16 protein-coding genes and 1 riboswitch are annotated in these 22834 nt (G+C 64.3%); of the genes, 8 read left to right on the top strand and 8 right to left on the bottom strand.

From position 1 onward, the window contains the following. The coding region (locus BLR66_RS18670; RefSeq protein WP_218119682.1) for an ESPR-type extended signal peptide-containing protein at positions 1-3551 on the bottom strand (3551 nt) is incomplete at its 3' end. A gap of 1312 nt (positions 3552-4863) precedes the next feature. Here BLR66_RS18670 and BLR66_RS18665 point away from each other — a divergent pair. Beyond that, positions 4864-6849, top strand: a complete 1986-nt coding sequence (locus BLR66_RS18665) for a M2 family metallopeptidase (protein ID WP_093290151.1) — start codon at positions 4864-4866, stop codon at positions 6847-6849. Positions 6850-6994: 145 nt separating this feature from the next. Then, positions 6995-8566, top strand: coding sequence for a trypsin-like serine peptidase (locus tag BLR66_RS18660; RefSeq protein WP_093290150.1), 1572 nt, complete (start codon positions 6995-6997; stop codon positions 8564-8566). A gap of 48 nt (positions 8567-8614) precedes the next feature. Here BLR66_RS18660 and BLR66_RS18655 read toward each other — a convergent pair whose 3' ends face one another. Both BLR66_RS18655 and BLR66_RS18650 read right to left on the bottom strand, forming a co-directional pair. Next, positions 8615-9001 (bottom strand): hypothetical protein, encoded by a 387-nt coding sequence (locus BLR66_RS18655; protein WP_093290149.1) that lies wholly within the window; start codon positions 8999-9001, stop codon positions 8615-8617. Between the two features lie 53 nt (positions 9002-9054). Beyond that, positions 9055-10296 (bottom strand): multidrug effflux MFS transporter, encoded by a 1242-nt coding sequence (locus tag BLR66_RS18650; RefSeq protein ID WP_093290148.1) that lies wholly within the window; start codon positions 10294-10296, stop codon positions 9055-9057. A 332-nt stretch (positions 10297-10628) separates the two neighbouring features. Further along, positions 10629-10746, top strand: a riboswitch (glycine riboswitch). 55 nt (positions 10747-10801) lie between these two features. Between BLR66_RS18650 and gcvP the strand changes: the two genes are divergently transcribed. After that, a complete protein-coding gene (gene gcvP, locus BLR66_RS18645) occupies positions 10802-13786 on the top strand; it encodes an aminomethyl-transferring glycine dehydrogenase (protein WP_093290147.1) in 2985 nt (994 codons plus the stop codon). Positions 13787-13973: 187 nt separating this feature from the next. Continuing rightward, positions 13974-14324, top strand: coding sequence for a nucleotide pyrophosphohydrolase (locus BLR66_RS18640; RefSeq protein ID WP_093290146.1), 351 nt, complete (start codon positions 13974-13976; stop codon positions 14322-14324). A 75-nt stretch (positions 14325-14399) separates the two neighbouring features. Here the strand turns inward: BLR66_RS18640 and BLR66_RS18635 are convergent, their stop codons facing one another. After that, positions 14400-14648, bottom strand: a complete 249-nt coding sequence (locus tag BLR66_RS18635; RefSeq protein WP_093290171.1) for a hypothetical protein — start codon at positions 14646-14648, stop codon at positions 14400-14402. Positions 14649-14993: 345 nt separating this feature from the next. Here BLR66_RS18635 and BLR66_RS18630 point away from each other — a divergent pair, with 345 nt between their 5' ends. After that, positions 14994-16157: a sensor histidine kinase gene (locus BLR66_RS18630; RefSeq protein WP_093290145.1), complete on the top strand. Its 1164-nt coding sequence runs from the start codon at positions 14994-14996 to the stop codon at positions 16155-16157. 48 nt (positions 16158-16205) lie between these two features. Here BLR66_RS18630 and BLR66_RS18625 read toward each other — a convergent pair whose 3' ends face one another. The 4 genes from BLR66_RS18625 to BLR66_RS18610 all read right to left on the bottom strand — a co-directional run bounded on the left by BLR66_RS18625 (position 16206) and on the right by BLR66_RS18610 (position 19938). Beyond that, positions 16206-17588, bottom strand: a complete 1383-nt coding sequence (locus BLR66_RS18625; protein WP_255402779.1) for a glycoside hydrolase family 30 protein — start codon at positions 17586-17588, stop codon at positions 16206-16208. Positions 17589-17735: 147 nt separating this feature from the next. Next, positions 17736-18764, bottom strand: coding sequence for a GGDEF domain-containing protein (locus tag BLR66_RS18620; RefSeq protein ID WP_255402778.1), 1029 nt, complete (start codon positions 18762-18764; stop codon positions 17736-17738). Between the two features lie 260 nt (positions 18765-19024). Further along, a complete protein-coding gene (locus tag BLR66_RS18615) occupies positions 19025-19297 on the bottom strand; it encodes a hypothetical protein (protein WP_093290144.1) in 273 nt (90 codons plus the stop codon). An 89-nt stretch (positions 19298-19386) separates the two neighbouring features. Further along, on the bottom strand, positions 19387-19938 hold the full coding sequence (locus tag BLR66_RS18610) for a YdeI/OmpD-associated family protein (RefSeq protein ID WP_093290143.1): 552 nt from the start codon (positions 19936-19938) through the stop codon (positions 19387-19389). Positions 19939-20099: 161 nt separating this feature from the next. On the opposite strand from BLR66_RS18610, the gene BLR66_RS18605 reads away from it, so the two are divergent. From BLR66_RS18605 to BLR66_RS18595, 3 genes are all read left to right on the top strand, one after another. Next, complete coding sequence (locus BLR66_RS18605) at positions 20100-21047, top strand: aminotransferase class IV (RefSeq protein ID WP_093290142.1); 948 nt, start codon at positions 20100-20102, stop codon at positions 21045-21047. Continuing rightward, positions 21044-21787: a sulfotransferase-like domain-containing protein gene (locus BLR66_RS18600; protein WP_093290141.1), complete on the top strand. Its 744-nt coding sequence runs from the start codon at positions 21044-21046 to the stop codon at positions 21785-21787. Before BLR66_RS18605 ends, BLR66_RS18600 begins: the two co-directional genes overlap by 4 nt. 268 nt (positions 21788-22055) lie before the next feature. Further along, positions 22056-22790: a class I SAM-dependent methyltransferase gene (locus tag BLR66_RS18595; RefSeq protein WP_093290140.1), complete on the top strand. Its 735-nt coding sequence runs from the start codon at positions 22056-22058 to the stop codon at positions 22788-22790. The last annotated feature ends 44 nt before the right edge of the window (positions 22791-22834 follow it).

Here is a 22834-nt window from a genome sequence, read left to right as displayed (position 1 = left end):
TCGGTCGAGGTGTCGGAGATCCGGCCGGCCGCCACGTTGGTGATGGTGCGCTCGGTACCGACGCCCCCCACGCTGACGGTGCTGGTCGGCGCGGTGCCGGCAAAGTTGTAGACCGTGCCGTCGATGGTCGTGTTGGTGGTCGCCACCGTCGCCGCCGTCACCGAACCCGAACCCAGCGCCACATCGCCCGCGCTCGTCGCGGCAATCGCACCGTCGCCAAGCGCGACATTGCCCGCCATACCGGCAGCGCCGGCGGTCGAGCCGTTGCCGAGTGCCACGCTGCCCTGTCCGATCGCCCGGTTGTTGTTGCCGATCGCCACCGCACCATTGGCCTGGTTGGCGGCCGTGGCCGTCGCCGTGCCATCGCTGTTGGCGATGTTGTTCGCACCGCCGACGAAAGCGCCGGTGCCGCTGGCGTAGCTGGGATCGCCTATCGCCACCGCACCATCGCCGAAGGCGGTATTGGAGCGGCCGATCGCCACTGCGCCGCCCGCGGCGGTGCCTGCATTGGCCGTGCTCAGGTTACCGATGGCGACGTTCGCGCCGGTGGCGCCCGTGCCTACGCCATCGCCGATGGCGACGGAGGATGCGCTACCGACGTCCGCGTTGTAACCCATCGCGACCGATTGCAGGAAGTTGGCAGTCGTATCCAGGCCGATGGCGATCGCACGACGCCCGGATGCAACCGCCGAAGCGCCCGTGACCGCGCTGCCTGCGCCGATTCCCGCACCGATCGCGATCGCGCCCGCGCCCGTTGCGCTGGCGCCTGGCGATATCGAGTTGCCCGCGCCGATGGCGATGCCGAACTGATTGGTGGCCGTGTTCCTGCCGATCGCGACGCCGCTGCCGCCGCTGTTGAGGGCGTTCGGCCCGATCGCGACCGAATTATTCAGGATGTTCCGCGCCGAATCGCCGATGGCGATCGAGCCGTCGATCGTGGTTGTCGCGTTTTCGTTGGACGCATTGTTGCCGATAACGATGCCGTTGTGCTGGGCGGAAAGCGCATTCGGTCCGATCGCGATGGAATTCCGCCCGGTGGCGCCGTCATTGTTGTAATTGCCGCCGACCACGCCGTTGTCGTTGACGCTGAAGTAGTGGATGGCGTTCGCATCGACCTCGTTGCTGAGGTTCTCGATCGACTGGTTGGTCGCGAACAGCTGCGAACCATTGATAGCGTCGGTCGAGGAGCCGGAGATCCGGCCGGCCGCCACGTTGGTGATCGTACGCTCGGCGCCTACCGCACCCACGCTGACCGTACTGGTCGGATTGATGCCCTGGAAGTTGTAAGTCACGCCATCGATCGTCGTGCTGGCCGTGCCCACGGCCACCTCCGTCACCGAACCCGAACCCAGCGCCACATCGTCCGCATTGTTGGCGACAGCCGTGTCGCCGAAAGCCACCGCGCCCGCCGCCAGCGCGCTGCTGGTGCTGCCGATCGCCACGCTGCCCTGCCCGACCACCGTGTTCTGGTAACCGATACCGACCGCGCCCTGCGCCGCGGTGCCCGGCGTGCTCACCGCCTGACCGCCGCCACCCACCATATTGGTGTTGCCCATGGCCACCGAACCGTTGCCGGTGGCGGTATTGTCCAGGCCTGAAGCGACCGCGCCGTTGCCGGTCGCGGTGTTGGGATCGCCGATGGCGACAGCGCCATTGCCGCTGGCGACGTTGCCCGAACCGATGGATACCGCGCGGCCACCGGTGGCGGTGGCATTGGTGCCGATCGCCACCGCTTCGGCCGAGTTGGCGACAGCGTTGGCGCCCACTGCGATTGCGTTATCGGCAGCCGCATTAGCCTGGATTCCCAACGCGAGTGCATTGATACCGGTCGCCCGGCTCGCCGTTCCTGCCGCAATGGCATTGGCTTGCGATGACGTCACATCCGTGCCGATAGCGATGGCGCCCTCCGCGAGCGCACCCGTTCCTACTCCGGTGCGCGCACCCAGATAGACCGAGTTGATCGTGGATGCGACCGCCTGGAAGCCGATGGCGACGGCGTTCCGGCCGGCTGCGCTGGCGCTGCTGCCTTGCGCGACGGCATCCAGTGCGGAAGCGCTCGCCAGGGTACCGATGGCGATCGCGTTGCCCACGCTCGCATTCGCGTTCACGCCGATCGACGTCGTTGCGTCGGCCGCGACGCCGATGCCCGCGTTGGTGCCGATGGCGATATTGTCGTCGCCGCTTACCAGGCTGCCCGCCGCCGCGTCCAAGGTGGCATCGTAGGCGACCGTGCCGTCGCCTACGCCGAGTGCGACGTTGCGCGTTCCGGTGACGCCTGAGCCCGCGCCCCGCTGCACGCTGGCAATGCCACCGCCGATGGCGGTGTTCTGCGCGCCTGTAACCAGCGCTCCGGCGGCAACACCCACTGCGATCGAACCCGTATTGGCGATCGTCGAGCCCGCACCGGAACCTTGGCCGACCGCAACTGTGCTGGTCCCGACAGCGACCGCTTGCGCTCCGAGCGCGAGCGAACTATTCCCCAAGGCCCGAGCGCCGTTCCCTACGGCGGTGGTTGCGGCGTCGCTTGCCTCCGCCAAATGTCCTATGGCGATGGCATCCGTCGCGGACGCGTTGGCCTCACGCCCCAACGCCGTGCTGTTGGCTCCGCTGGCGATGGACCCCCAGCCGCTGGCAAACGCGTAGTTGTTGCTGGCCGTGGCACTGACACCGACCGCGGTGGAGTTTCCTCCCGAAGCTTGGGAACCGGTGCCCAACGCACTTGCGCCAGCTCCGGTAGCGGTGGAGCTGACTCCCAGCGCGATCGTATTGATATTGTTTGAGACGGTGCCGCCACCTATCGCAATTGCACCGCCAGTGCCTGAGGCTGCCGCATTCAAACCGATAGCCACCGAGTATTGCGTCGAGGAGACGGATTGACCGCCAATGGCGATGGCGTCAACGCCCGATGCAAAAGCGCCACTGGTGGCATTGCCACCGATAGCCGTCGAACCGACGCCGGTGGCCCGTGTGGCTGTTGCTGCGCTGACGCCACCCCCACCGATTGCTGTCGCATAGCTGACAGCGGCGTTGGCTTGCGAGCCCACGGCAACGCCCCTAAGTCCACCTGCTGTCGACTGCACGCCGACAGCGATGGCTCCCGCGCCGCCGGCGTTGACATCCGTACCGATAGCAATCGCCGACTCTCCGGACGCTCCGGTTCCACTGGTGCGCGCACCCACATAAATAGAGTTGACGCCTGAGCCAAGGGCCTGGTAGCCGAGAGTCGTGGCATTCAGCCCCGAACTGATGGCCCTAAAACCTATGGCAGTGGTTCCGCCTGCAGTCGCCTGGGCCTCCTGACCCGCGCAGGTCGAGCTGCCGCTGTATTGATAGTACGGCGCCGGAACGCAGGTCGCCTGCGCCTGCGCCGACGAGGTCCACCCCATCCCGCTTATCGCCAGCAACACCAAGCCCACCTGGAGCGTCGACTTCTGCGTCGAGTGCGAAGCCTTCTTCCCGCCGGACGCCTTGCCGCGCGGCGTGGCCAGTTCGGACGCGACCACCAGCTGCTTCAGCGAGCGGTTCCATACCAGGCTATAGATCTTGTTCATTGGTTTTCCCCTGTTATCAAACGAATGCGTTGTTGGTGGGCCAGAAAAGCGTAGCGTTGCCTGTGCACCTCTTTCGATGACGGTCGCGCCAGCCATAGCCGAAGCGGCGCACGCGCCAGCCGGCGCTTGGCGCCGTATAGGCACGTCGCGTAAGAGTCGAGAGAGCGATCAGCGCCCAGAGGCGGTAACCGCGTGTCTTTAGAACGTGACAACTCTCCATGTCGGCTTCTCCATCCATAGTTGGTCGGCTATGCCTAAACCGCTCCCCTTTCCCGGCCCGCAGGACGCATAGGTACGGCACCGTATCTATCGGTCAGGGGTAGGAAGGACTTGTGGTCGCGCATCCACGCCGAATGCATTTCCAGTTGCCGGGCTGGACACGGCAGGTGTGTTTCTATTCCGTGACTTTTGTCAGCGAATAGCGGCAGGACGCATCCGGCATTGCAGCCGTAAGCAGAAGTTGTGTCTGCAACCATCACTCGCACAGGTTCAGTTTCGGCGGCCGGGTTGCGTTCTGCTTTCGTATTGTCCATCGCCAAAACCATGATTCGATTTTGGAGCTGTCCGCGCGCGCTCACAAAGATTAAAGCCACGAGATATAGCTACTCAGATCACATTTGGCATGGCAGAAAGATTCACAAAAATAAATCCGTTCTCTTCCTGATCGGTAAAAAAGAATTGCGGATAGACCGCAGAGCCGTCGCCACGCACTGTAGTCACAAGGCCAGAGGCATTACACGCACTGAAGCTGGCTAAAACTCACCAAAAATTTCCATCTCACATTTGCAAGAAAAATGCATTGCGTCACAACAAAACAAGACAAATAAAAAAACACGAAATGACGGATTCTTGTGGCAACGAATTTCGTCCGCGGAATCGCAGGCATAAAAAATGGAATGCGCGCAACGAATGCGCCGTAGGAGCGACGTGAGTCGCGAAACCCTGCGCTCGGTTTCGCGACTCACGTCGCTCCTACGACCTTCGGCCTACAAGCCACAGACTTATGAATTGCGATCCAGGCCCCTCCGCCATCTGCCACGGACTGATGGGCATGGATACGGGAGCGCATGGAGGATGTCGCGGACGCTGGTTTCGATGCCGTAGCGACCGACTGTGGCACCGGGATCCAACGTTGCATGCGAGCGCTATCGGTGCGGCGTTCGTTCCCGACATCGCTCGACATCCGGCAAAACCGGCCGAACCACCCCGCTTGCACCGGTTCCAGCCAAGGCAGCGGCAAGCTTGCAGGAAATGCCGCACCCCTCTAGCCTTCGGGTTCCTGCGCCTGCCGCAGCTCCGCCAAGGACTTCCCGTGAAGCAACGCCACCTCCTGCTCGCGCTCGCCATCGGCGCCAGCGTGATTTCGCTCTCCGCCTGCAAGAAGCAGCCCGCCGAACCGGCCGCATCCGCGCCGCCTGCCGCGGTCAAGGGCGAAACGGCCGACGAATTCATCGCCCGGGTGAACGACGAATACCGCAAGTCCTACCCCGAAATTTCCTCGGCGCAATGGCTGTCTTCTACCTACATCAACGACGACACCCAGATGCTGGCCGCCAAGGCCAACGAGCGCTACCTGACCCAGCTCAACGGCTGGATCGAACAGGCCAAAAAGTTCGAAGGCCAGAAGATGTCCCCGGAAACCGCGCGCGCCATCCAGTTGCTGAAACTGATGACCGCCATGCCCGCGCCCAAGGACCCGGCCAAGCTGGCCGAGCTGACCCAGATCGCCACCAAGATGGAGGGCATGTACGGCTCCGGCACCTACTGCACCGGCGAAGGCGATGCCAAGCAGTGCCGGCAGCTGGGCGAACTGGAAGACGTGCTGCGCAGCAGCCGCGACTACGACAAGCAGCTGGACGCCTGGCAAGGCTGGCACACCATCGCCCAGCCGATGCGCAAGGACTACACGCGCTTCACCGAACTGGTCAACGAAGGCGCCAAGGAGATGGGCTTCGCCGATACCGGCGAAATGTGGCGCAGCGGCTACGACATGACGCCGGTCGAAATCGCCGCCGAGACCGACCGCCTGTGGGGACAGGTCAAGCCGCTGTACGAACAGCTGCACTGCTACACGCGCACCAAGCTGCAGGCCCAGTACGGCGACGACAAGGGCCAGGTCAACGGCCTGCTGCCGGCGCACCTGATGGGCAACATGTGGCAGCAGGACTGGGGCAATCTGTGGGACATGCTTGAGCCTTACAAGGACGCCGGCAGCCTGGACATTACCGGTGCGCTGGAAAAGGAATACCAGGCCGACTACGCACGCGAACTGGCCAAGGCCGGCGCCGCTCCGACCACCGACAAGCAGTTCGCCGCCGAACGCGCCGCGCAGCTGGACGTGGCCAAGCAGATGACCGAACGCGCGCAGGATTTCTACACCTCCCTGGGCATGCCCAAGCTGCCGGAGAGCTACTGGGCCAAGACCCAGTTCATCAAGCCGCTGGACCGCGACGTGGTCTGCCACGCCAGCGCCTGGGACATGAACCTGTCCGGCGACGTGCGTACCAAGATGTGCATCAAGCCCAACGAGGAAGACTTCACCACCATCTACCACGAACTTGGCCACGTTTATTACTACCTGGCCTACAACAAGCGTCCGCCGCTGTTCCAGAGCGGCGCCAACGACGGCTTCCACGAGGCCATCGGCGACACCATGGTGCTGGCGATGACGCCCAAGTACCTCAACTCGATCGGCATGGTCGGCACGCCGCAGCAAGGCAACGAGGCGCTGATCAATTCGCAGATGCGCATGGCCCTGGCCAAGGTGTCGTTCCTGCCGTTCGGCCTGATGATCGACCGCTGGCGCTGGGGCGTGTTCGACGGCTCCATCAAGCCCGACCACTACAACCAGGCCTGGTGGGAACTGAAGGCCAAGTACCAGGGCGTGGCCCCGGTGACGCCGCGCGGCGAGGATTTCTTCGACCCCGGCGCCAAGTACCACGTGCCGGGCAATACCCCGTACACCCGCTATTTCCTCTCGCACATCCTGCAGTTCCAGTTCTACAAGGGCCTGTGCGACGCCTCCGGCTACAAGGGCCCGCTGTACGAGTGCACCTTCTACGGCAACAAGGTGGCGGGCCAGAAGTTCTGGTCGATGCTGGAAAAAGGCTCCAGCCAGCCCTGGCAGGCCACGCTGAAGGAGCTGACCGGCAGCGACAAGGCTGATGCCGCCGCGGTGCTGGAGTATTTCGGGCCGCTGCAGACCTGGCTGAAGCAGCAGAACGAAGGCAAAACTTGCGGTTGGCCGGCGCCGGCAACGGTGACGGCCGCACCCAAGCCAACCCCGGGCAAGGGTTGAGTAGGTCGGGGCTACGCCCCCGACGCCGTCGGCCACTTACAATCTATGCTTGTCGGGGGCGTAGCCCCGACCTACCGACCGCAGCTGTTAAATTTACGTACGCACCTGTACGACTCACGATATTCCCGCTGGAAGTAACCTGCTGATGAAATCGAACCTTTTTCCTGTCGTTGCATGCGCACTGGCGATGGCGATGGCGATTCCATCATCGGCCGCATTCGCCGCGCAAAGCGCGCCCAGCGAGCGCAGCAAAACCGCTCCCGTGCTGCTGGCGCCGAAATGGCGCAACGAGGCCTTCCCCTCACAATCGACTACTCGCCTGCAATATCGGGAAGTCGCGGTGTCGCGGATCCTGAAGGTCCAGCAGTACAACCAATCCCGGCGCATAAAGCCCGCCCAGGTCGGCATTGGCCGCACCGCTTCCAGCGAAGGCGTAGCCACGAAGCTGCCCGCGTTGAAGTGGGTCTCGATGCGCGACGGAAGTTCGGTGGCCCGCATCGAAATCGGTTCGCCCGTCGCGCTGGGCATACGCGTGGGCCTGCAGACGAATGCGCTGGATCCGCGTGCGGAGCTGCGTTTCGCCGGCTCGGATGAGCCTTCACGCATCGTGTCGATGATGACCGGCGCTGAAATCCGGAAGCTCACCGATGCGCGCGGAATCTTCTGGACACCCGGTACCGATGGCGAACGGCAGATCATCGAGCTCTACCTGCCGGCGAGCGCTTCGCGCAACTCGGTGAAAATGCAGGCGCCTGAACTTTCCCATCTGCTCGCCAACAGCCGCAACGATTTCAAGATCATCGAGAAGATCGGCGAATCGGGCAGCTGCAACGTGGATACCGCTTGCCGCGTCGCCGAACTGGGGCCCAACTTCGTCAGCGCCAAGAACGCAGTCGCGCACATGCTGTTCACCTACAGCACCGGCGTAAGCTACATCTGCACCGGCACGCTGCTGGCCGATACGGTGGCCGCTACCCAGATCCCGTATTTCTATTCGGCCAACCACTGTTTCGCGGGAGGTTCGGATGGAGTCCCGGTGCAGAATTTCCAGACTGTCGCCAGTACCCTCAACACGTACTGGAAATACGAAGCGACTTCATGCGGTAGCGGCGTCCAGGCCGCCAAAGTGTTGCTGGCCGGCGGTTCGGACTACCTCTATTCCAATGCCAATACCGACGCAATGCTGTTGCGGCTCAAGAATGCCCCGCCTGCTGGCTCCGAATTCGCTGGCTGGGATTCGGCTGCGCTTGCCGCCTCCAGCAGCATCATCGGCATCCATCACCCGAGCGGCGATGCCAAGAAGGTGTCGCTGGGCCAGCAGATCTCCAGCAACTCCAATCTGATCACAGTGGGCTGGCTGAGTGGCACTACCGAGGGCGGCAGTAGCGGCTCGGGTCTGTTCACCACAGACCCGGGTGGCTATCGACTGCGAGGAGGCCTGTATAGGGGCCGCGCGTCATGTGAAAACAGCGGCTCGCTTTCCGATACCGATAACCGCGATGAATACTCGCGTTTTGATGTTGTCTTCCCGAATATCAGCCAATGGCTGTCGCCGCCATCGGCCACTCCGATACGCGTGAACGGCTCCCACCCCTTGACCCATCCCGCCACCAGTCCTGCGGCAGCCGCGACTCCGGCCACCGCCTCGGCACCGGCGGCTCCGACGGGCAAGGCAGTGCCGCCGCGCGCACGCGAGCGACGCCTGCTGGAACGTTGATCCCGATGCCCGCCGACCGCCCGCAAAGGCGGTCGTGCGATGCGCGACTCAGGGTTTGGCGGCCGCCATGCTCGATTCCAGCCGCGCTTCGAATTCCTCGAAACTGCCGCCAAGCGCCGCCGCTTCGCTCAACGCAGCCTCCTTCAACGAGTCGGAATACTTCAAACGCACCGGCGTGCCGTGCGCTTCATGCAATCGCGCGGCGCGCTTGATCATCGCCAGCATGTGCGCAGCGCTTTCCGAAGTGCCCGCGATCTTTCCGCCCATACCCAGCACCCATTCGCCGTCGCGGCGCACTATGCCCGCCAGCAGCCGGCCTTGCTGGTCGCGCAGCTCGGCGTGCGGTTCTATCGGCGGCCCCGCGGGCCGGCCGGAGTCCGCTTTGGCGGCGTTGCGTTTCTTCGCCTCGCGCCCGGCTTTGGAGTTGATCGACATGGGTCCGTCCGCAGAAAAATGAAGGATAAGTACGACGACGATGTGAAGTTGCGTCAAAGCTGGTTGGGAGGTTCCACCGCCACGATCTCCTGCGGGCACGGCGGCAGCCGTTTGCAGACATTGCGCTCCCAGCGCCAGAACGTCCAGCCGAGCAGGGTCAGCGAGGCGCTGCCCAGGGCCAGGTGGAAAGGATTGTGGCTGAGCCATGGCGACATGGCGCCGGACACCAGCGCCGCCACCACCAGGCTGGTGAAGGCCTGCAGAGAGGAAGAAGAGCCGCGGTGACGCGGATACATGTCCAGGATGGCCAGGGTCAGGATGGGGAACACCAGCGCCACGCCCACGCCGGTCAGGAACAGCGGCAGCACCGCCCACGGAATGGTGAACGGATCGGCGAAGGCGCTGTAGGCGATATGCAGGGCCGCGCCGATTCCGCCCACCGCGAACCCGATCGCGGTCAACCGGTCGCCGTGCATCCGCCCTGCCGCACGCCCGGACAGGAAAGAACCCATCACCATGCCGCCGATGGTGGGGATGAACAGCCAGGCGAAATCGCGTTCGCCCAGATGCAGGTGCTGCATCACGAACACCGGCGCCGAAGCGATGTACAGGAACATGCCGGCGAAGTTGAACGAACCCGCCGCCGCCAGACGCTGGAAACGCGGGTTGAGGAAAATCGCCGCGTAATCGCGGACCAGACTGCGCGCCACCAGCGGCGCACGCGACGCGGGCGGATTGGTTTCGGGAAACCAGAACCAGGTGGCCAGTAGCAGCACGGCCGAGAACGCGGTCAGGAACCAGAAAATCACCGGCCACTGCCCCCAGCCGAGTATCCAACCGCCAACGATGGGCGCGATGGCCGGCGCGATGCCGAACAGCATCGACACCTGGCTCATCAGCCGCTGTGCGTCGTCGCCGTGGAAGAGATCGCGGATGGCCGCACGCCCCACGATCTGCCCCGCGCCCGCCGACAGGCCCTGCAGGGCGCGGAACACCAGCAGCGTCGGCAGATCCTTGGCCAGGGCGCAACCGACCGATGCCAGGGTAAACACGACCATGCCGCCGATGATCACCGAACGCCGGCCGATGGCATCGGACAACGGCCCGTGCACGATGCTCATGGCCGCATAGGCGATCAGGTAGACGCTGATGGTCTGCTGGATGGCCAGCGGGCCCACGTTGAGCTGCGCGCCCATTTGCAGGAACGCCGGGAAGATGGTGTCGATGCAGAACGGGCCCAGCATGGACAAGCCGGCGAGCAGCCAGGTGAGGCGGCGGGTGGAAACAGGCTTCACCTGAATGCGGCCATTTCGGCGAGAAGCGCGATATACAGCGCTTGCAGCTGATCAGGGTTATCCACAGGAGCGGAAGAGGAACGCGGATTCATTGGCATAGCCAGGCTTTGATCGTTCATTTTAAACGAATCGGTAGTAGGTCGGCCCTACGTGGCCGACGTATGGGAGCATCACGATTTGGAGCGTCGGGGGCGTAGCCCCGACCTACGTGCGAGGCTCTTGAGGCTATAATTCCCCCGCAGCACGTGGTGGAAGAAGCGGTCCGGCCCAAAGGAGCCGGCCCGCTGCCGAAGGCGCAACGCCCGTAATCGCTCAGGCCAGTGACCGCCGCGTGCACACACTCTGGAGAGATCGGCAGAATGCCGGCGCCGAAGGGGCAAGAAGGGACCGGGGAGAACGCTTCCTCGCCATCGCTTCCAAACTCTCAGGCAAAAGGACAGAGGGGCGCCCCACGTGCGGCTTCGCGCGTGCAGCTCTTGACCGAGCCCTTTCGGACGTCCCCGCCATGTCAAAGACACCCTCGCCTTCCCTGCGCGACCTCAGCTTGCTCGATCTGGAGCACCACTCCGCCTTCGTCGAACGCCACATCGGCCCCAACGACGCCGAGATCGCGCACATGCTGCGGGTCATCGGCCACGATTCGCTGGACGGCATGACCGACGCCATCGTGCCCGGCAACATCAAGTCGCCCGCACCACTGGCGCTGCCCGAAGCGATCACCGAAGTCGAGGCGCTGGCCAAGATCCGCGCCATCGCCGACAAGAACGAGGTCTTCCGCAGCTTCATCGGCCAGGGCTATTACGGCACGCATACGCCCAACGTGATCCTGCGCAACATCCTGGAGAACCCGGCCTGGTACACCGCCTACACGCCCTACCAGGCGGAAATCTCGCAAGGCCGCATGGAAGCGCTGATCAACTTCCAGACCCTGGTCGCCGACCTCACCGGCATGGAAATCGCCAACGCCTCGCTGCTGGACGAAGCCACCGCCGCCGCCGAGGCGATGACCCTGGCCAAACGTTCGGCCAAGTCGAAATCGAACGTGTTGCTGGTCGCTGGCGATACCCATCCGCAGACGCTGGAAGTACTGCATACCCGCGCCGAACCGCTGGGCATCACCGTGGACGTGGTGCGTTCCACCGACGCCTTCCACGAAAAGCTGGCTGCGGGCGACTACTTCGGCGTGCTGGTGCAATACCCCGCATCCAGCGGCTGGGTCGACGACTGGGCCCGCGACGCCGAGATCATCCACGCGCACAACGCGCTATTCGTGGTTGCCACCGACCTGCTGGCATTGACTCTGCTCAAGCCACCGGGTGAGATGGGCGCCGACATCGTGGTCGGCAACTCGCAGCGTTTCGGCGTGCCGTTCGGTTTCGGCGGTCCGCACGCGGCCTTCATGGCCTGCCGCGACGCCTACAAGCGCAGCATGCCCGGCCGCCTGATCGGCGTGTCGGTGGATGCCGAAGGCAAACCCGCCTACCGCCTCACCCTGCAGACGCGCGAACAGCACATCCGCCGCGAAAAGGCTACGTCCAACATCTGCACCGCGCAGGTGCTGCTGGCGGTGATGGCGTCGATGTACGCGGTCTACCACGGCCCGGAAGGCCTGACCCGCATCGCCAGCCGCGTCGCCCGCCTCACCGCGATCTTCGCCGAAGGCCTGCGCGGCCTGGGCTACCCGGCACTGCATGCCACCGCCTTCGACACCCTGTGCGTGGAACCGGGCGATGCGCGCGACGCGATCCTGGCGCGCGCGCGCGATGCGCGCATCAACCTGCGCGTACGCGGCAACGGTTCGCTATGCATCTCGCTGGACGAAACCACCACCCGTGCCGAGGTGGAAGCGCTGTGGAGCGTGTTCACCGGCGAGGGCGTCGCCCTGCCGTCGATCGATGTGCTGGACGCCAGCGCACCGTCGCTGATTCCCGAGGCCCTGCGCCGCACCAGCCCGTTCCTGACCCATCCCGTGTTCAACACCCATCACAGCGAACACGAAATGCTGCGCTACATGCGTTCGCTGGCGGACAAGGACCTGGCCATGGACCGCACCATGATCCCGCTGGGTTCCTGCACCATGAAACTCAACGCCACGGCGGAAATGATCCCGGTCACCTGGCCCGAGTTCGGCAACCTCCACCCGCTCGCCCCGGCCGACCAGGCTACCGGCTACAAGCAGCTGATCGACGAGCTGGAAGCCATGCTGGTGGAGTGCACCGGCTACGACGCCGTCAGCCTGCAGCCCAACTCCGGCGCGCAGGGCGAATACGCCGGCCTGCTGGCGATCCGCGCCTACCACCGCTCGCGCGACGAAGGCCACCGCGACATCTGCCTGATCCCCGAATCCGCGCATGGCACCAACCCCGCCTCGGCGCAGATGTGCGGCATGCAGGTGGTGGTGACCAAATGCGACGCCAACGGCAACGTCGATGTGGAAGACATCCGCAAGCAGGCCGAGAAATATTCTTCGCGCCTGGCCGCGCTGATGATCACCTACCCGTCCACGCACGGCGTGTTCGAGGAAGACATCGTCGCCATCTGCGAGATCGTGCATGCGCATGGCGGCCAGGTGTACACCGACGGCGCCAACATGAACGCGCTGGTCGGCGTGGCCAAACCCGGCAAGTGGGGTTCGGACGTTTCCCACCTCAACCTGCACAAGACCTTCTGCATCCCGCACGGCGGCGGCGGCCCGGGTGTAGGCCCGTGCGCGGTGAAATCGCATCTGGCCCCGTTTTTGCCGCGGGAACTAACTCTTCCCCCGCTTGCGGGGGAAGATGCCCGCAGGGCAGATGGGGGCGCTCTTCGCACAGAAGTAGGCATGGTCAGCGCCGCCAGCTTCGGCTCGGCTTCCATCCTGCCCATCTCCTGGATGTACATCACCCTGATGGGCACCGCCGGCCTGCGCAAGGCCACCCAGGTCGCGCTGCTCAACGCCAACTACATCGCCAAGAGGCTCGCGCCCCACTACGAGACGCTGTACACCGGCCGTAACGGTCTGGTGGCGCACGAATGCATCCTGGACCTGCGCCCGCTCAAGGACGCCACCGGCATCGGCGCCGAGGACGTGGCCAAGCGCCTGATCGACTTCGGCTTCCACGCTCCTACCCTCAGCTTCCCGGTCGCCGGCACGCTGATGGTGGAACCGACCGAAAGCGAATCGCAGCACGAACTGGACCGTTTCATCGACGCCATGATCGCCATCCGCGACGAGATCCGTGCCGTGGAAGACGGCCGCCTGGACCGCGAGGACAACCCGCTCAAGCACGCGCCGCATACCGCGACGATGGTGATGGGCAGCGAATGGACGCACGCCTACCCGCGCGAACTGGCGGCGTTCCCGCTGGCCACGCTGAAGCTGCAGAAGTACTGGTCGCCGGTCGCCCGCGTGGACAACGTGCACGGCGACAAGAACGTGTTCTGCAGCTGCATCCCGATCAACGCTTTCGCCGGCGAGATCGAGGCCTTCAGCGAACCGGACGTGATGTAGGACCATTCTTCTTTCGCACGAAAAAGAGACCCCGCATTGCGGGGTCTTTTTTTGGCTGTCGCTCTGCCTCCTCCCTTGCGCACAGCGCAGGGGAGGATTGAGGAGGGGTGCCCTTGATCTTGATCTTGCCCTTCCCCCAAGCACCGCCTGATTTACGATGTGACCCACCGCAAGACAGAGTCGAGCCATGAGCCGGGACATAGACGAACTGCAAGCCGCCCAACGCGCCTTCGCGCAGGAACGGGAATGGGGACAATTCCATACCCCTAAGAACCTCGCCTCCGCCCTTGCCGTGGAAGCGGCCGAGTTGCTGGAGCATTTCCAGTGGCTCACGGAGGAACAAAGCCGCACGCTACCGGACGAAAAACGCGTGCAGGTGGGCGAGGAAATCGCCGATGTGCTGCTCTACCTGTTGCAGCTGTCGGACAAGCTGCAGATCGATGTGATGGAAGCCGCCTGGCGCAAGATCGGGCTCAATGCGGAGAAGTATCCGGTGGATCGCTCCAGGGGAAGCATCAGGAAGTACAACGACATCTAGGGAACTCCAGCTCGAATGGACGAGGCTCGGACCTCCCCTAGCGTCGCGGCCGAATGCGAAGACGGCGACGCCCGCCTACGGCCGGATCTTGAATCCCGGATTTTCGTTGATGGTGCCGTCGGCTTCCAGTACGGCGAAACGCACGCCGTCGCGATGGAACACGATCGGAATCGGTGCCTGGAACAGCGGGCGGCGCACGAAACGCAACCTCCAATGGAATTGTTCCATGGTGTGCAGCGTTGCGAGTTGTTGCGGCGTCAGCCCTGCCTTCAACTCGGAGGTATCTTCCTGAATGATCGAACTGCGTCGCTCGCGTTCGGACATGGTGGACTCCATCGTACGACCATACGATTGTGCCCAATATTTTTCCTGGATCGCGTGAAGAGACGGTATTGCGGAGGCGCATCGCGGCAAAGTGCGCACGGCATCACAAGCGATGCAAAGCAGGTGGCGGGGCTATTTGCGATTTGCGGCAGAACGCGGATGCGTGCATAGCATGTCCATTCGGGCGCACGCCAGACGTTAAGCGCATTGATCTCCGTCAGCGACTGTCCAAGACGCACGCCCGGTCCATTGGGCCGGATCAACGGGCACCCGGCTGGCGGGCCACGCTACCGTTGGTCTCCTGCCCGCCTTGCGCCGCAGCAAGGGGCGTATGGTGGGGAGATGATGCATCAGTTCCTCACCGCCAACCGGACCGAGTTGATTGCCCGTTGCCGGGCCAAGGTTGCACTGCGGGCGCCGCCGGGCGTGCCGGAGGAAGAGCTGGCCCATGGCGTGAGCATCTTTTTGGATCAGCTGATCAAAACGCTGGTGGTGGAACAGACCACCAGCCCGCTGCAGAGCCGACGCGTATCCGGCCCTGCCGGCGGCGGCAAACCGGTGCTTTCCGAAATCGGCGAGTCGGCGACTCTGCACGGCAAGGAACTGCAGGCACACGGTTTCACAATGGAAGAAGTAGTCCACGACTACGGCGACCTATGCCAGGCCATCTCCGATCTGGCCGTGGAAACCAACGCGCCCATCGGCGTCGACGAGTTCCGCACCCTCAACCGCTGTCTGGACAACGCCATCGCCAATGCAGTGACCGAATTCGGTTACCAGCACGATTTCACCCTCGCCGACAAACAGACGGCGGCGCTGAACGAGCGCCTGGGCTACTTCGCCCATGAACTGCGCAACCAGTTGTGCACGGCCACGCTGGCGCTTTCCATCATCAAGCAGGGCAACGTGGGTCTGAGCGGCGCCACCGGCGGCGTGCTCGATCGCGCGCTGGTCGGCCTGAGCAATCTGATCGATCGCTCGCTGGCCGAAGTGCGCATGACCGCGGGCATGCCGATCCAGTATCACTTGTGCTCGCTGTCCGAGTTCATCGCCGAGATCAAGCTCTCCGCTTCGCTGGAGGCGCAGGTGAAGGAATGCGTGCTGATCGTATCGGACGTGGATCCGTCGTTGGCGGTGGACGTGGACCGCGATCTGCTGCTGTCGGCGGTGGGTAACCTGTTGCAGAACGCCTTCAAGTTCACCCATCCGCACACCGAGGTGACCTTGAACGCCTACGCCCTGGCCGACCGCATCCTGATCGACGTACAGGACCATTGCGGCGGCCTGCCGGCAGGCAGCGCCGAAAGCATATTCGCGCCCTTCACGCAGAGTGCCGAGGACCGCAGCGGCCTGGGCCTGGGGCTTTCGATCGCGCGCCGCAGCGTGGAAGCGAACGGCGGCATCCTCAGGGTGCGCGACCTGCCCGGCTGGGGCTGCGTGTTCACCATCGACTTGCCGCGGCATTCGCTCACCGAAGAGAACATGCCTCCGTTACCGCAGGCTGCTTGACGAAGCAGCCATGCTTCAGGGCTTGGCCCAATCCTTCGTGCGCCAGCGTCAGTGCACCAGCGTCTGGATCGCATGCGCGGGGATGCTCACCTGCGCCGAGGCCGAACCTACGTAGAAGTTGTAGGCGATCTCCTTGTCGGTCGGGTTCATGACCACGGTCGCCAGCTTGTTGTCCGCATTGAGGAAGGACGTTGCGAGCAAGGTGCTGCGGCTGCTGACCGCGCTAACGCGCCGTGCGTCGGGACGGATGAATTTTGAGAAATGGCCGATGTAGTAGTAGCTCGGCGTATAGATCAATTCGCCGGTCCTGGTGTCCGCGTGGATCGGCGCGAAGCACAGGTTGCCGACATGGTTGGGGCCGCCGGTTTCGTCCAGCAGGATGTTCCAATCGGTCCAACCCACCGCGCCGTTGTTGAAGTCGTTGATCATGGCGCTGCCATAGCGCTCGGCGTTGGGCCAGTACTGATAGCGCGCGGGGTCGAACTTCTCCACCGCCGCTTCGGTCAGCAGCAGCGGCTTGTCCGGGTAGGCCTCGGCCACGGCCGCCACGTTGCGGTACATCGGCTCGAAGCCGGCCCAGGTTTCGTACCAGTGGAAGCCCATGCCCCAGGCGTATTTCGCCGCTTCCGGATCGTCGAAGATCACCCGCGCGCGGTAGGCCATCATGTCGCGGTTGTGGTCCCAGACGATGATCTTCTTGTCGGCGTAGCCGGCCTTGTGCATCGTGGGCCCCAGGTGATTCTTGAGGAAGTCGCGCTCCTCCTCCGCCGTGTACAGCATCGACTCCCAGGTCTGGGTGGCCATGGGCTCGTTCTGCACGGTGATGCCCCAGATCGGAATGCCTTCCTTCTCGTAGGCGGCGATGAACTTGGTGAAGTACGTGGCCCAGGCCTCGTTGTATTCCGGCAACAGCGCCCCGCCCTTCAGCATGTTGTTGGTGGTCTTCATGAAGGCCGGCGCGCTCCACGGGCTGGCGAACAGGGTCAGCTTGCCGCCCGCCGCCGCGATGGCCTTCTTGATCAGCGGGATGCGCGCGGTGCGGTCGTGGTCGATGGAGAAAGTGGAAAGCGTCTTGTCGCCTTCCTTGATGTAGGTGTAGCTGCCGCTGCTGAAATCGGAACTGTGGATGGTGGTGCGCGCCAGCGTGTAGCCGATGCCGTTTTCCTTGTCGTAGTAGGCCTTGAGGAATTCGGCCTGCCGCGCCGCGTCCAGTTTGGCGAACACCTCGGCGCTGGAATCGGTGATGGCGCCACCGATGCCCAGCACGGATTGGAAGCGTTTGTCGGGATTCACGAAGATCGAGTTCTCCACCTCGACCAGCTTGTGTCCGGGGCGCAAGGTGGCCGTCCCGCTCTTGCTCAACCGCTGGTCCGACCCTTGCGCGCTGGTGTAGATGACGACGGCGTCGCTGTTGCTGGAGAATTTTTTCATGGGGGTTTCAGCGGCGTAACCGGAGGAATGGGCCATCAGCGCGACTAGCGTCGCCGCTGCCGATGGGTAAAGGAGATTCTTCATCGATTGCCTCGTGGTCGGGTGGTCATGTGGATGGGGCGGTCGCTATCGCTATCGGCCCAGGTATCAGGGTACGTGCTCCGGCGCGGATTGGGTGGGCTGCTCGTCGGCGGGCGTCGCCAGGCCGGCGATCACCGAACTGTCGCGCCCGTTGTTCTTGGCCCGGTACAGGGCTTCGTCGGCCAGCGAAAACCATTCCTGCCAGCGCTCCTCTTCGCCCGCCATCGCACCGCCCAGTGACACCGTGATTCTGCCCGCGGGTCCGCGCAGCCCGTTGCGCACCGCCTGCCGCAGGCGTTCGCTGGCGGCGCGCAGGTCTTCCGGGGTATCGACGTCCAGCAGCATCACGAACTCTTCGCCGCCGAAGCGGAACACCTGATCGTGCTTGCGCATCTCGAACTTGAGAATGGCGCCCAGGTCGGCGATAGCGGCATCGCCCGCGGCGTGGCCGTAACTGTCGTTGACTTCCTTGAAATGGTCGATGTCAGCGATCAGCAAGCCGTGGCTGCGCTTGCCGATGCGCTGCAGGGCCACCGCTTCTTCCAGGGCCTGCTCCATCATGCGCCGGTTCGGCAGACCGGTCAGCACGTCCAGCGAGGCCATGTCTTCCAGCACCCTGTGGTCGCTGCTGACCTGCAGCGCGAATAGATATGCGAACAGGGTGACCAGCGCCGCGACGACCGCGGCGGACATGCGGTCTATCGGCAGGCCGAACATATGCGGCAAGAACAGCAGCGTGAGCGTCAGCAGCAGGTTGAAGACCAGGGCCTGGCGCGGGCCGGCGATGAAGAAGTTGGTCATCAGCACCAGGTACACCCAGGGCAGCGAGGCGGGTCCGATGACATAGCAGGCGACGGCGCAGCCCAGGCTGTTGGTGGTGCACAGCAACATGCCCGGACCGATGGTCTTGCCGGTACGCATGGCGTAGAGCACCGGCCCGCCGATCAGCACCGCGATGCCGAAATCGATGGACGCTGCCGCCCACTGGCCTTGCAATGCGCGGTAGACGGCGAAGATCGCGAGCGTGAGAACGGTGGTCAGGCCCAGCAGGACGATGATACCGAGCTGGGAATTGCGCTGGAGCCGGTTTAGCAAGGCGGGCAATCCTCTGCATCACCACAGGCGGAATGCCAGGGCGGGTTGGTGAGAGAGCCCTCATGCTAAAGGGGATCGGGCCCCCGGGGGGTGAACGCCGCCACAGACGGGGATTCAGGGAAGGCGCATGCGGGCGGGGTGGTGCCACATGCCGGTCGGTGCCGCAAAGGTGGGAGCGGCGTCCCGCGGCGAGCTTTTGAATCGACGAAAAGCTCGCGGCGGGACGCCGCTCCCACGATCACGGCTATCAGCGGTACCGGCTACCCTTCCGCATCCGGCGCCGGCTGCAATTCCGTCTTCAGTTCTTCCAGATCGGCGATGACCGTTTCCAGCGCATCGTGGAATTCGCTCTGCCGCATCATCAGGTTTTCGATCTTGGCGGCTTGCTTCAATTTGGAAAGCTCGCCGTCGAACATCAGCCACTGCGTGGTCAGCAGCTCCACGTTGTTCTTGGAGTAGTGCCGCATCTCCTTGAGCTGGGACAGGGTATCGGCAACGTGATCGAGCGGGGTCTTGGGATTTTCCTCGGACATGGCGCGCTCCTTGGCGGAAAAGACGGCACCTGGGGATGCTACCCGCCGGGGATGAACGGCAACGTCACGAAGCGATGCGGGCTTGCGGCCTACTCCGCCGCTTCGGGCGCGCCCATGTTGCCCTTGCTGTACATGCCCGAGCGGTCGAAGCAGCAGGCGCGGCGATTGCCGCAGGCGAGCTTGTCGCAGGCCACGCCGATGCGCTTCACGCGCGTCTCGGCCTTCTTGCCGGAAGTGATCCAGTGGATCCAGTCGCGCCGCGCGACGGGGGTGATCTCGGCCCAGGTCGCCTTCGCGGCGGCGTTGCCGGCCAGCGCTTGTTTCAGGTCGGCCGGCACTTTGGGCTCCGGCTCCTTGGCCACGGGCGCGATCTCGAGCGCGAGGGTGTCGCCCGCTGCAACCCCGGCCGCTTCGCGCAAGGCCTTGTCGATCTTGAACCAGTGGCTGCCCTGGCCGTCGGGCTCAAGCGTGGCCTGGAAGCGCTGGCCCTCCAGTGCGGCATCGACGGTGACCATGCTGCGCGTCGGCAGTTGCTTGCTGGCGGCCGCAGGCAGCACCACGAAGGTCCACGCCGCGCCCTTCGGCGCCACGGGCCGCGACAACTTCGCCTTGAACTTGATCGGGGCGGTGGGTCTGGTCATGGCGGAAAGGTACCACCGGTGACGGCCGGGCTTCCAGAGAACGGGGGCTTCGTCTACTCGCAATCACCGTAGTCGGCGCCGCGCTTGCCCGACCTGCGCTGCTCGCATGGAAGCACCGGGAGTGAACGGCTACCATCGGTCCATCGACCAGGAGACCACGCATGACCCAGGGCACCCAGCATTCGGCCGACGATCCACGCAACGCCGACATCCTGATTTCCATCAATGGCGTGATGAAGCACCGCAGCGAGGCGATGGTGTCGGTGTTCGACAGCGGCTTCGTGCTGGGGGACGGAGTGTGGGAAGGCTTCCGCGTGATGGGCGGGCATCCGTTGTTCCTCGAAGCGCACCTGGACCGTCTATACGAAGGCGCCAAAGCGATCCTGCTGGACATCGGCCTGAGCCGCGAACAACTGACCCGCGCGTTGTACGCCGCGCTGGACGCCAACGGCATGCACGGCGATGGCGTGCACGTGCGGCTGATGATCACCCGCGGGGTGAAGAGCACGCCGTATCAGGATCCGCGCGTCACCGTGGGCCCGGCCACCGTGGTCATCATTCCCGAATACAAGACCGCCTCCACCGACACCGCCGCGCGCGGCCTGTCGCTGTACACGGTACACGTGCGCCGCGGCTACCCGGACGTGCAGGACCCCAAGCTCAATTCGCACAGCAAGCTCAACTGCATCACCGCCTGCATCCAGGCCTACGGCGCGGGCGCGGACGAGGCGCTGATGCTGGACCCGCACGGTTTCGTCGCCACCTGCAACTCCACCCACTTCTTCATCGTGCGCAAGGGCGAAGTGTGGACTTCGACCGGCCAGTACTGCCTGGGCGGCATCACCCGCGCCAACATCATCACGGTGTGCCGCCAGAACGGCATTCCGGTGTTCGAGAAATCCTTCAGCCTTACCGACGTCTACGGCGCCGACGAGGCCTTCGTCACCGGTACCTTCGGCGGCGTGGTGCCGGTGCATACGGTGGACCATCGCAGCATCGGCAATGAGCCGCGCGGCGAGGATGCGCGCGGGCCGATGGTGCAGCGCCTGCAGACGCTGTACCGCGCGTTCGCGGCGGCGGACGTGGCTGCGCGCGTGCGTCCGGCATGAACGCGTCCGCGGATGCGGTCCGCTTGGCCATGTGGTCGGGGCCGCGCAATATTTCCACGGCCATGATGCGGGCCTGGGAAAACCGGGGCGATTGCGCGGTCAGCGACGAGCCGCTGTACGCGCACTATCTGGACCATACCGGGCTGGATCATCCTGCGCGCGAGGAGGTGATCGCCGACGGCGACACCGACTGGCGGCGGGTGGTGGATGCCTTGTTGGGTCCTGCGCCCGGCGGTACGGCGGTGTGGTACCAGAAGCACATGACCCATCATCTGTTGCCGCACATGGGCCACGAATGGATCGCGGGGTTGCGCAATGTGCTGCTGATCCGCGACCCGCGCGAGGTGGTGGCGTCGTACGTGAAGTCGCGGGCCACGGTCACCGCCGACGACATCGGCTTGCCGCAGCAGGTGGCGTTGTACGACGAGTTGTGTGCGATCGGTTTGCCGCCGCCGATCCTGGACGCGGGGGATTTCCTGCGCGCGCCGGAGCCGCATCTGCGCGCGTTGTGCGATTGGCTGGGCATTCCTTTCACCGAGCGCATGCTGCACTGGCCGCCGGGCCGGCGCGACAGCGACGGCATCTGGGCGCCGCATTGGTATGCGCATGTGTGGGAGTCCACGGGCTTCGAAGCGCCGGTAGCGAAGGAGATCAGCCTTTCCGGTGCGGCGGCGGAAGTCGCCGAGGAATGCAGGCCGTGTTTCGAGCGGTTGCATGGGTTGCGGATGCGGGTGGGTTGAGGTTGCTGATTCATACGATCAATACAAGCATCGCACTGGAACCCGCCTCAAATTCCACACGTCAATGTTTTCTATCCGTCGTCCCCGCGAAGGCGGGGATCCAGTGACTTTAAGCTATTGAAGCTGGGTTCCCGCTTTCACGGAGTTCTCAACAGCCGAATGGCTGGTCATGGCGGTGCCAATTTGTATCCACCTACTCAAGGTGTGAAGGGGATGAATCTGCCTTCCTTCATCCCGGGCAAACCCGCAGCAGGTTTATCCTACGGGCATGTCTACCCCGCCGCTGCCTGTCGAGCATGAGCTGCTCGAGCGCAACCGCCGCTTCTACGATGGGCTGTGGAGCGGTGCGCGGCTGACCGAACCGCAGCGTTTCAATACCTGGCCGCTGGTCACGCGGCTGACCGCTGGCGCCACGCGGCGGCTGGAAGTAGCGCCCGGCCTGCGGCCGCGGTTTCCGCTTCACGGCACCCACTTCGTGGAGATCAGCGTACCGGCGCTGCAGCGCCTGCAAGCCGGCGGCGCCAGCGCCTTGCAAGGCCACGTGACTGCGTTGCCGTTCGCGGACGCCACTTTCGATGCGGTCTGCGCGCTGGACATCATCGAACACGTGGTCGACGACGATGGCGCTCTGGCCGAGCTTGCGCGCGTCGCAAAACCCGGCGCCGCGATGTTGTTGTCCGCGCCGCTGCATCCGGCAAGCTGGACGGCGTTCGACGACTTCGTGGGCCATTACCGCCGCTACGAACCGGAGCAACTGCTGGCGAAGCTCCGCGCGCATGGTCTGACTCTGGAGCAGAGCGCGATCTACGGTATGCAGCCCAAGTCGTCGCGGCTGTTGGATTTGGGCATGTGGTTCCTCACCCATCGGCGTCAGCGGGCAATGTGGTGGTACAACCGCACGCTGCCGCTGTTCGTGCGCTTTCAGAAGCCGTTGGCGTTGGTTGCGGGTCTGGTTGGTACCGAACAGGTCGATGAGGTGCTGCTGGTTTGTCGTAGGTATTGAATGGGTGGCCGGGAGACGAAGAAAGGTCAGAGAACACGGATGGC

The organism is Pseudoxanthomonas sp. CF125 (genome assembly GCF_900104085.1).
In the GTDB taxonomy this organism is placed as follows: domain Bacteria; phylum Pseudomonadota; class Gammaproteobacteria; order Xanthomonadales; family Xanthomonadaceae; genus Pseudoxanthomonas_A.
This window is presented reverse-complemented; position numbering and strand designations above follow the sequence as displayed.

What these genes read in the sequence shown, in the direction of transcription:
- BLR66_RS18660 (WP_093290150.1), top strand. Translation starts at nt 6,995, where the DNA reads ATGAAATCGAACCTTTTTCCTGTCGTTGCATGCGCACTGGCGATGGCG.
- BLR66_RS18655 (WP_093290149.1), bottom strand. Translation starts at nt 9,001, where the DNA reads ATGTCGATCAACTCCAAAGCCGGGCGCGAGGCGAAGAAACGCAACGCC.
- gcvP (WP_093290147.1), top strand. Translation starts at nt 10,802, where the DNA reads ATGTCAAAGACACCCTCGCCTTCCCTGCGCGACCTCAGCTTGCTCGAT.
- BLR66_RS18640 (WP_093290146.1), top strand. Translation starts at nt 13,974, where the DNA reads ATGAGCCGGGACATAGACGAACTGCAAGCCGCCCAACGCGCCTTCGCG.
- BLR66_RS18635 (WP_093290171.1), bottom strand. Translation starts at nt 14,648, where the DNA reads ATGTCCGAACGCGAGCGACGCAGTTCGATCATTCAGGAAGATACCTCC.
- BLR66_RS18630 (WP_093290145.1), top strand. Translation starts at nt 14,994, where the DNA reads ATGCATCAGTTCCTCACCGCCAACCGGACCGAGTTGATTGCCCGTTGC.
- BLR66_RS18625 (WP_255402779.1), bottom strand. Translation starts at nt 17,588, where the DNA reads ATGAAAAAATTCTCCAGCAACAGCGACGCCGTCGTCATCTACACCAGC.
- BLR66_RS18615 (WP_093290144.1), bottom strand. Translation starts at nt 19,297, where the DNA reads ATGTCCGAGGAAAATCCCAAGACCCCGCTCGATCACGTTGCCGATACC.
- BLR66_RS18610 (WP_093290143.1), bottom strand. Translation starts at nt 19,938, where the DNA reads ATGACCAGACCCACCGCCCCGATCAAGTTCAAGGCGAAGTTGTCGCGG.
- BLR66_RS18605 (WP_093290142.1), top strand. Translation starts at nt 20,100, where the DNA reads ATGACCCAGGGCACCCAGCATTCGGCCGACGATCCACGCAACGCCGAC.
- BLR66_RS18600 (WP_093290141.1), top strand. Translation starts at nt 21,044, where the DNA reads ATGAACGCGTCCGCGGATGCGGTCCGCTTGGCCATGTGGTCGGGGCCG.
- BLR66_RS18595 (WP_093290140.1), top strand. Translation starts at nt 22,056, where the DNA reads ATGTCTACCCCGCCGCTGCCTGTCGAGCATGAGCTGCTCGAGCGCAAC.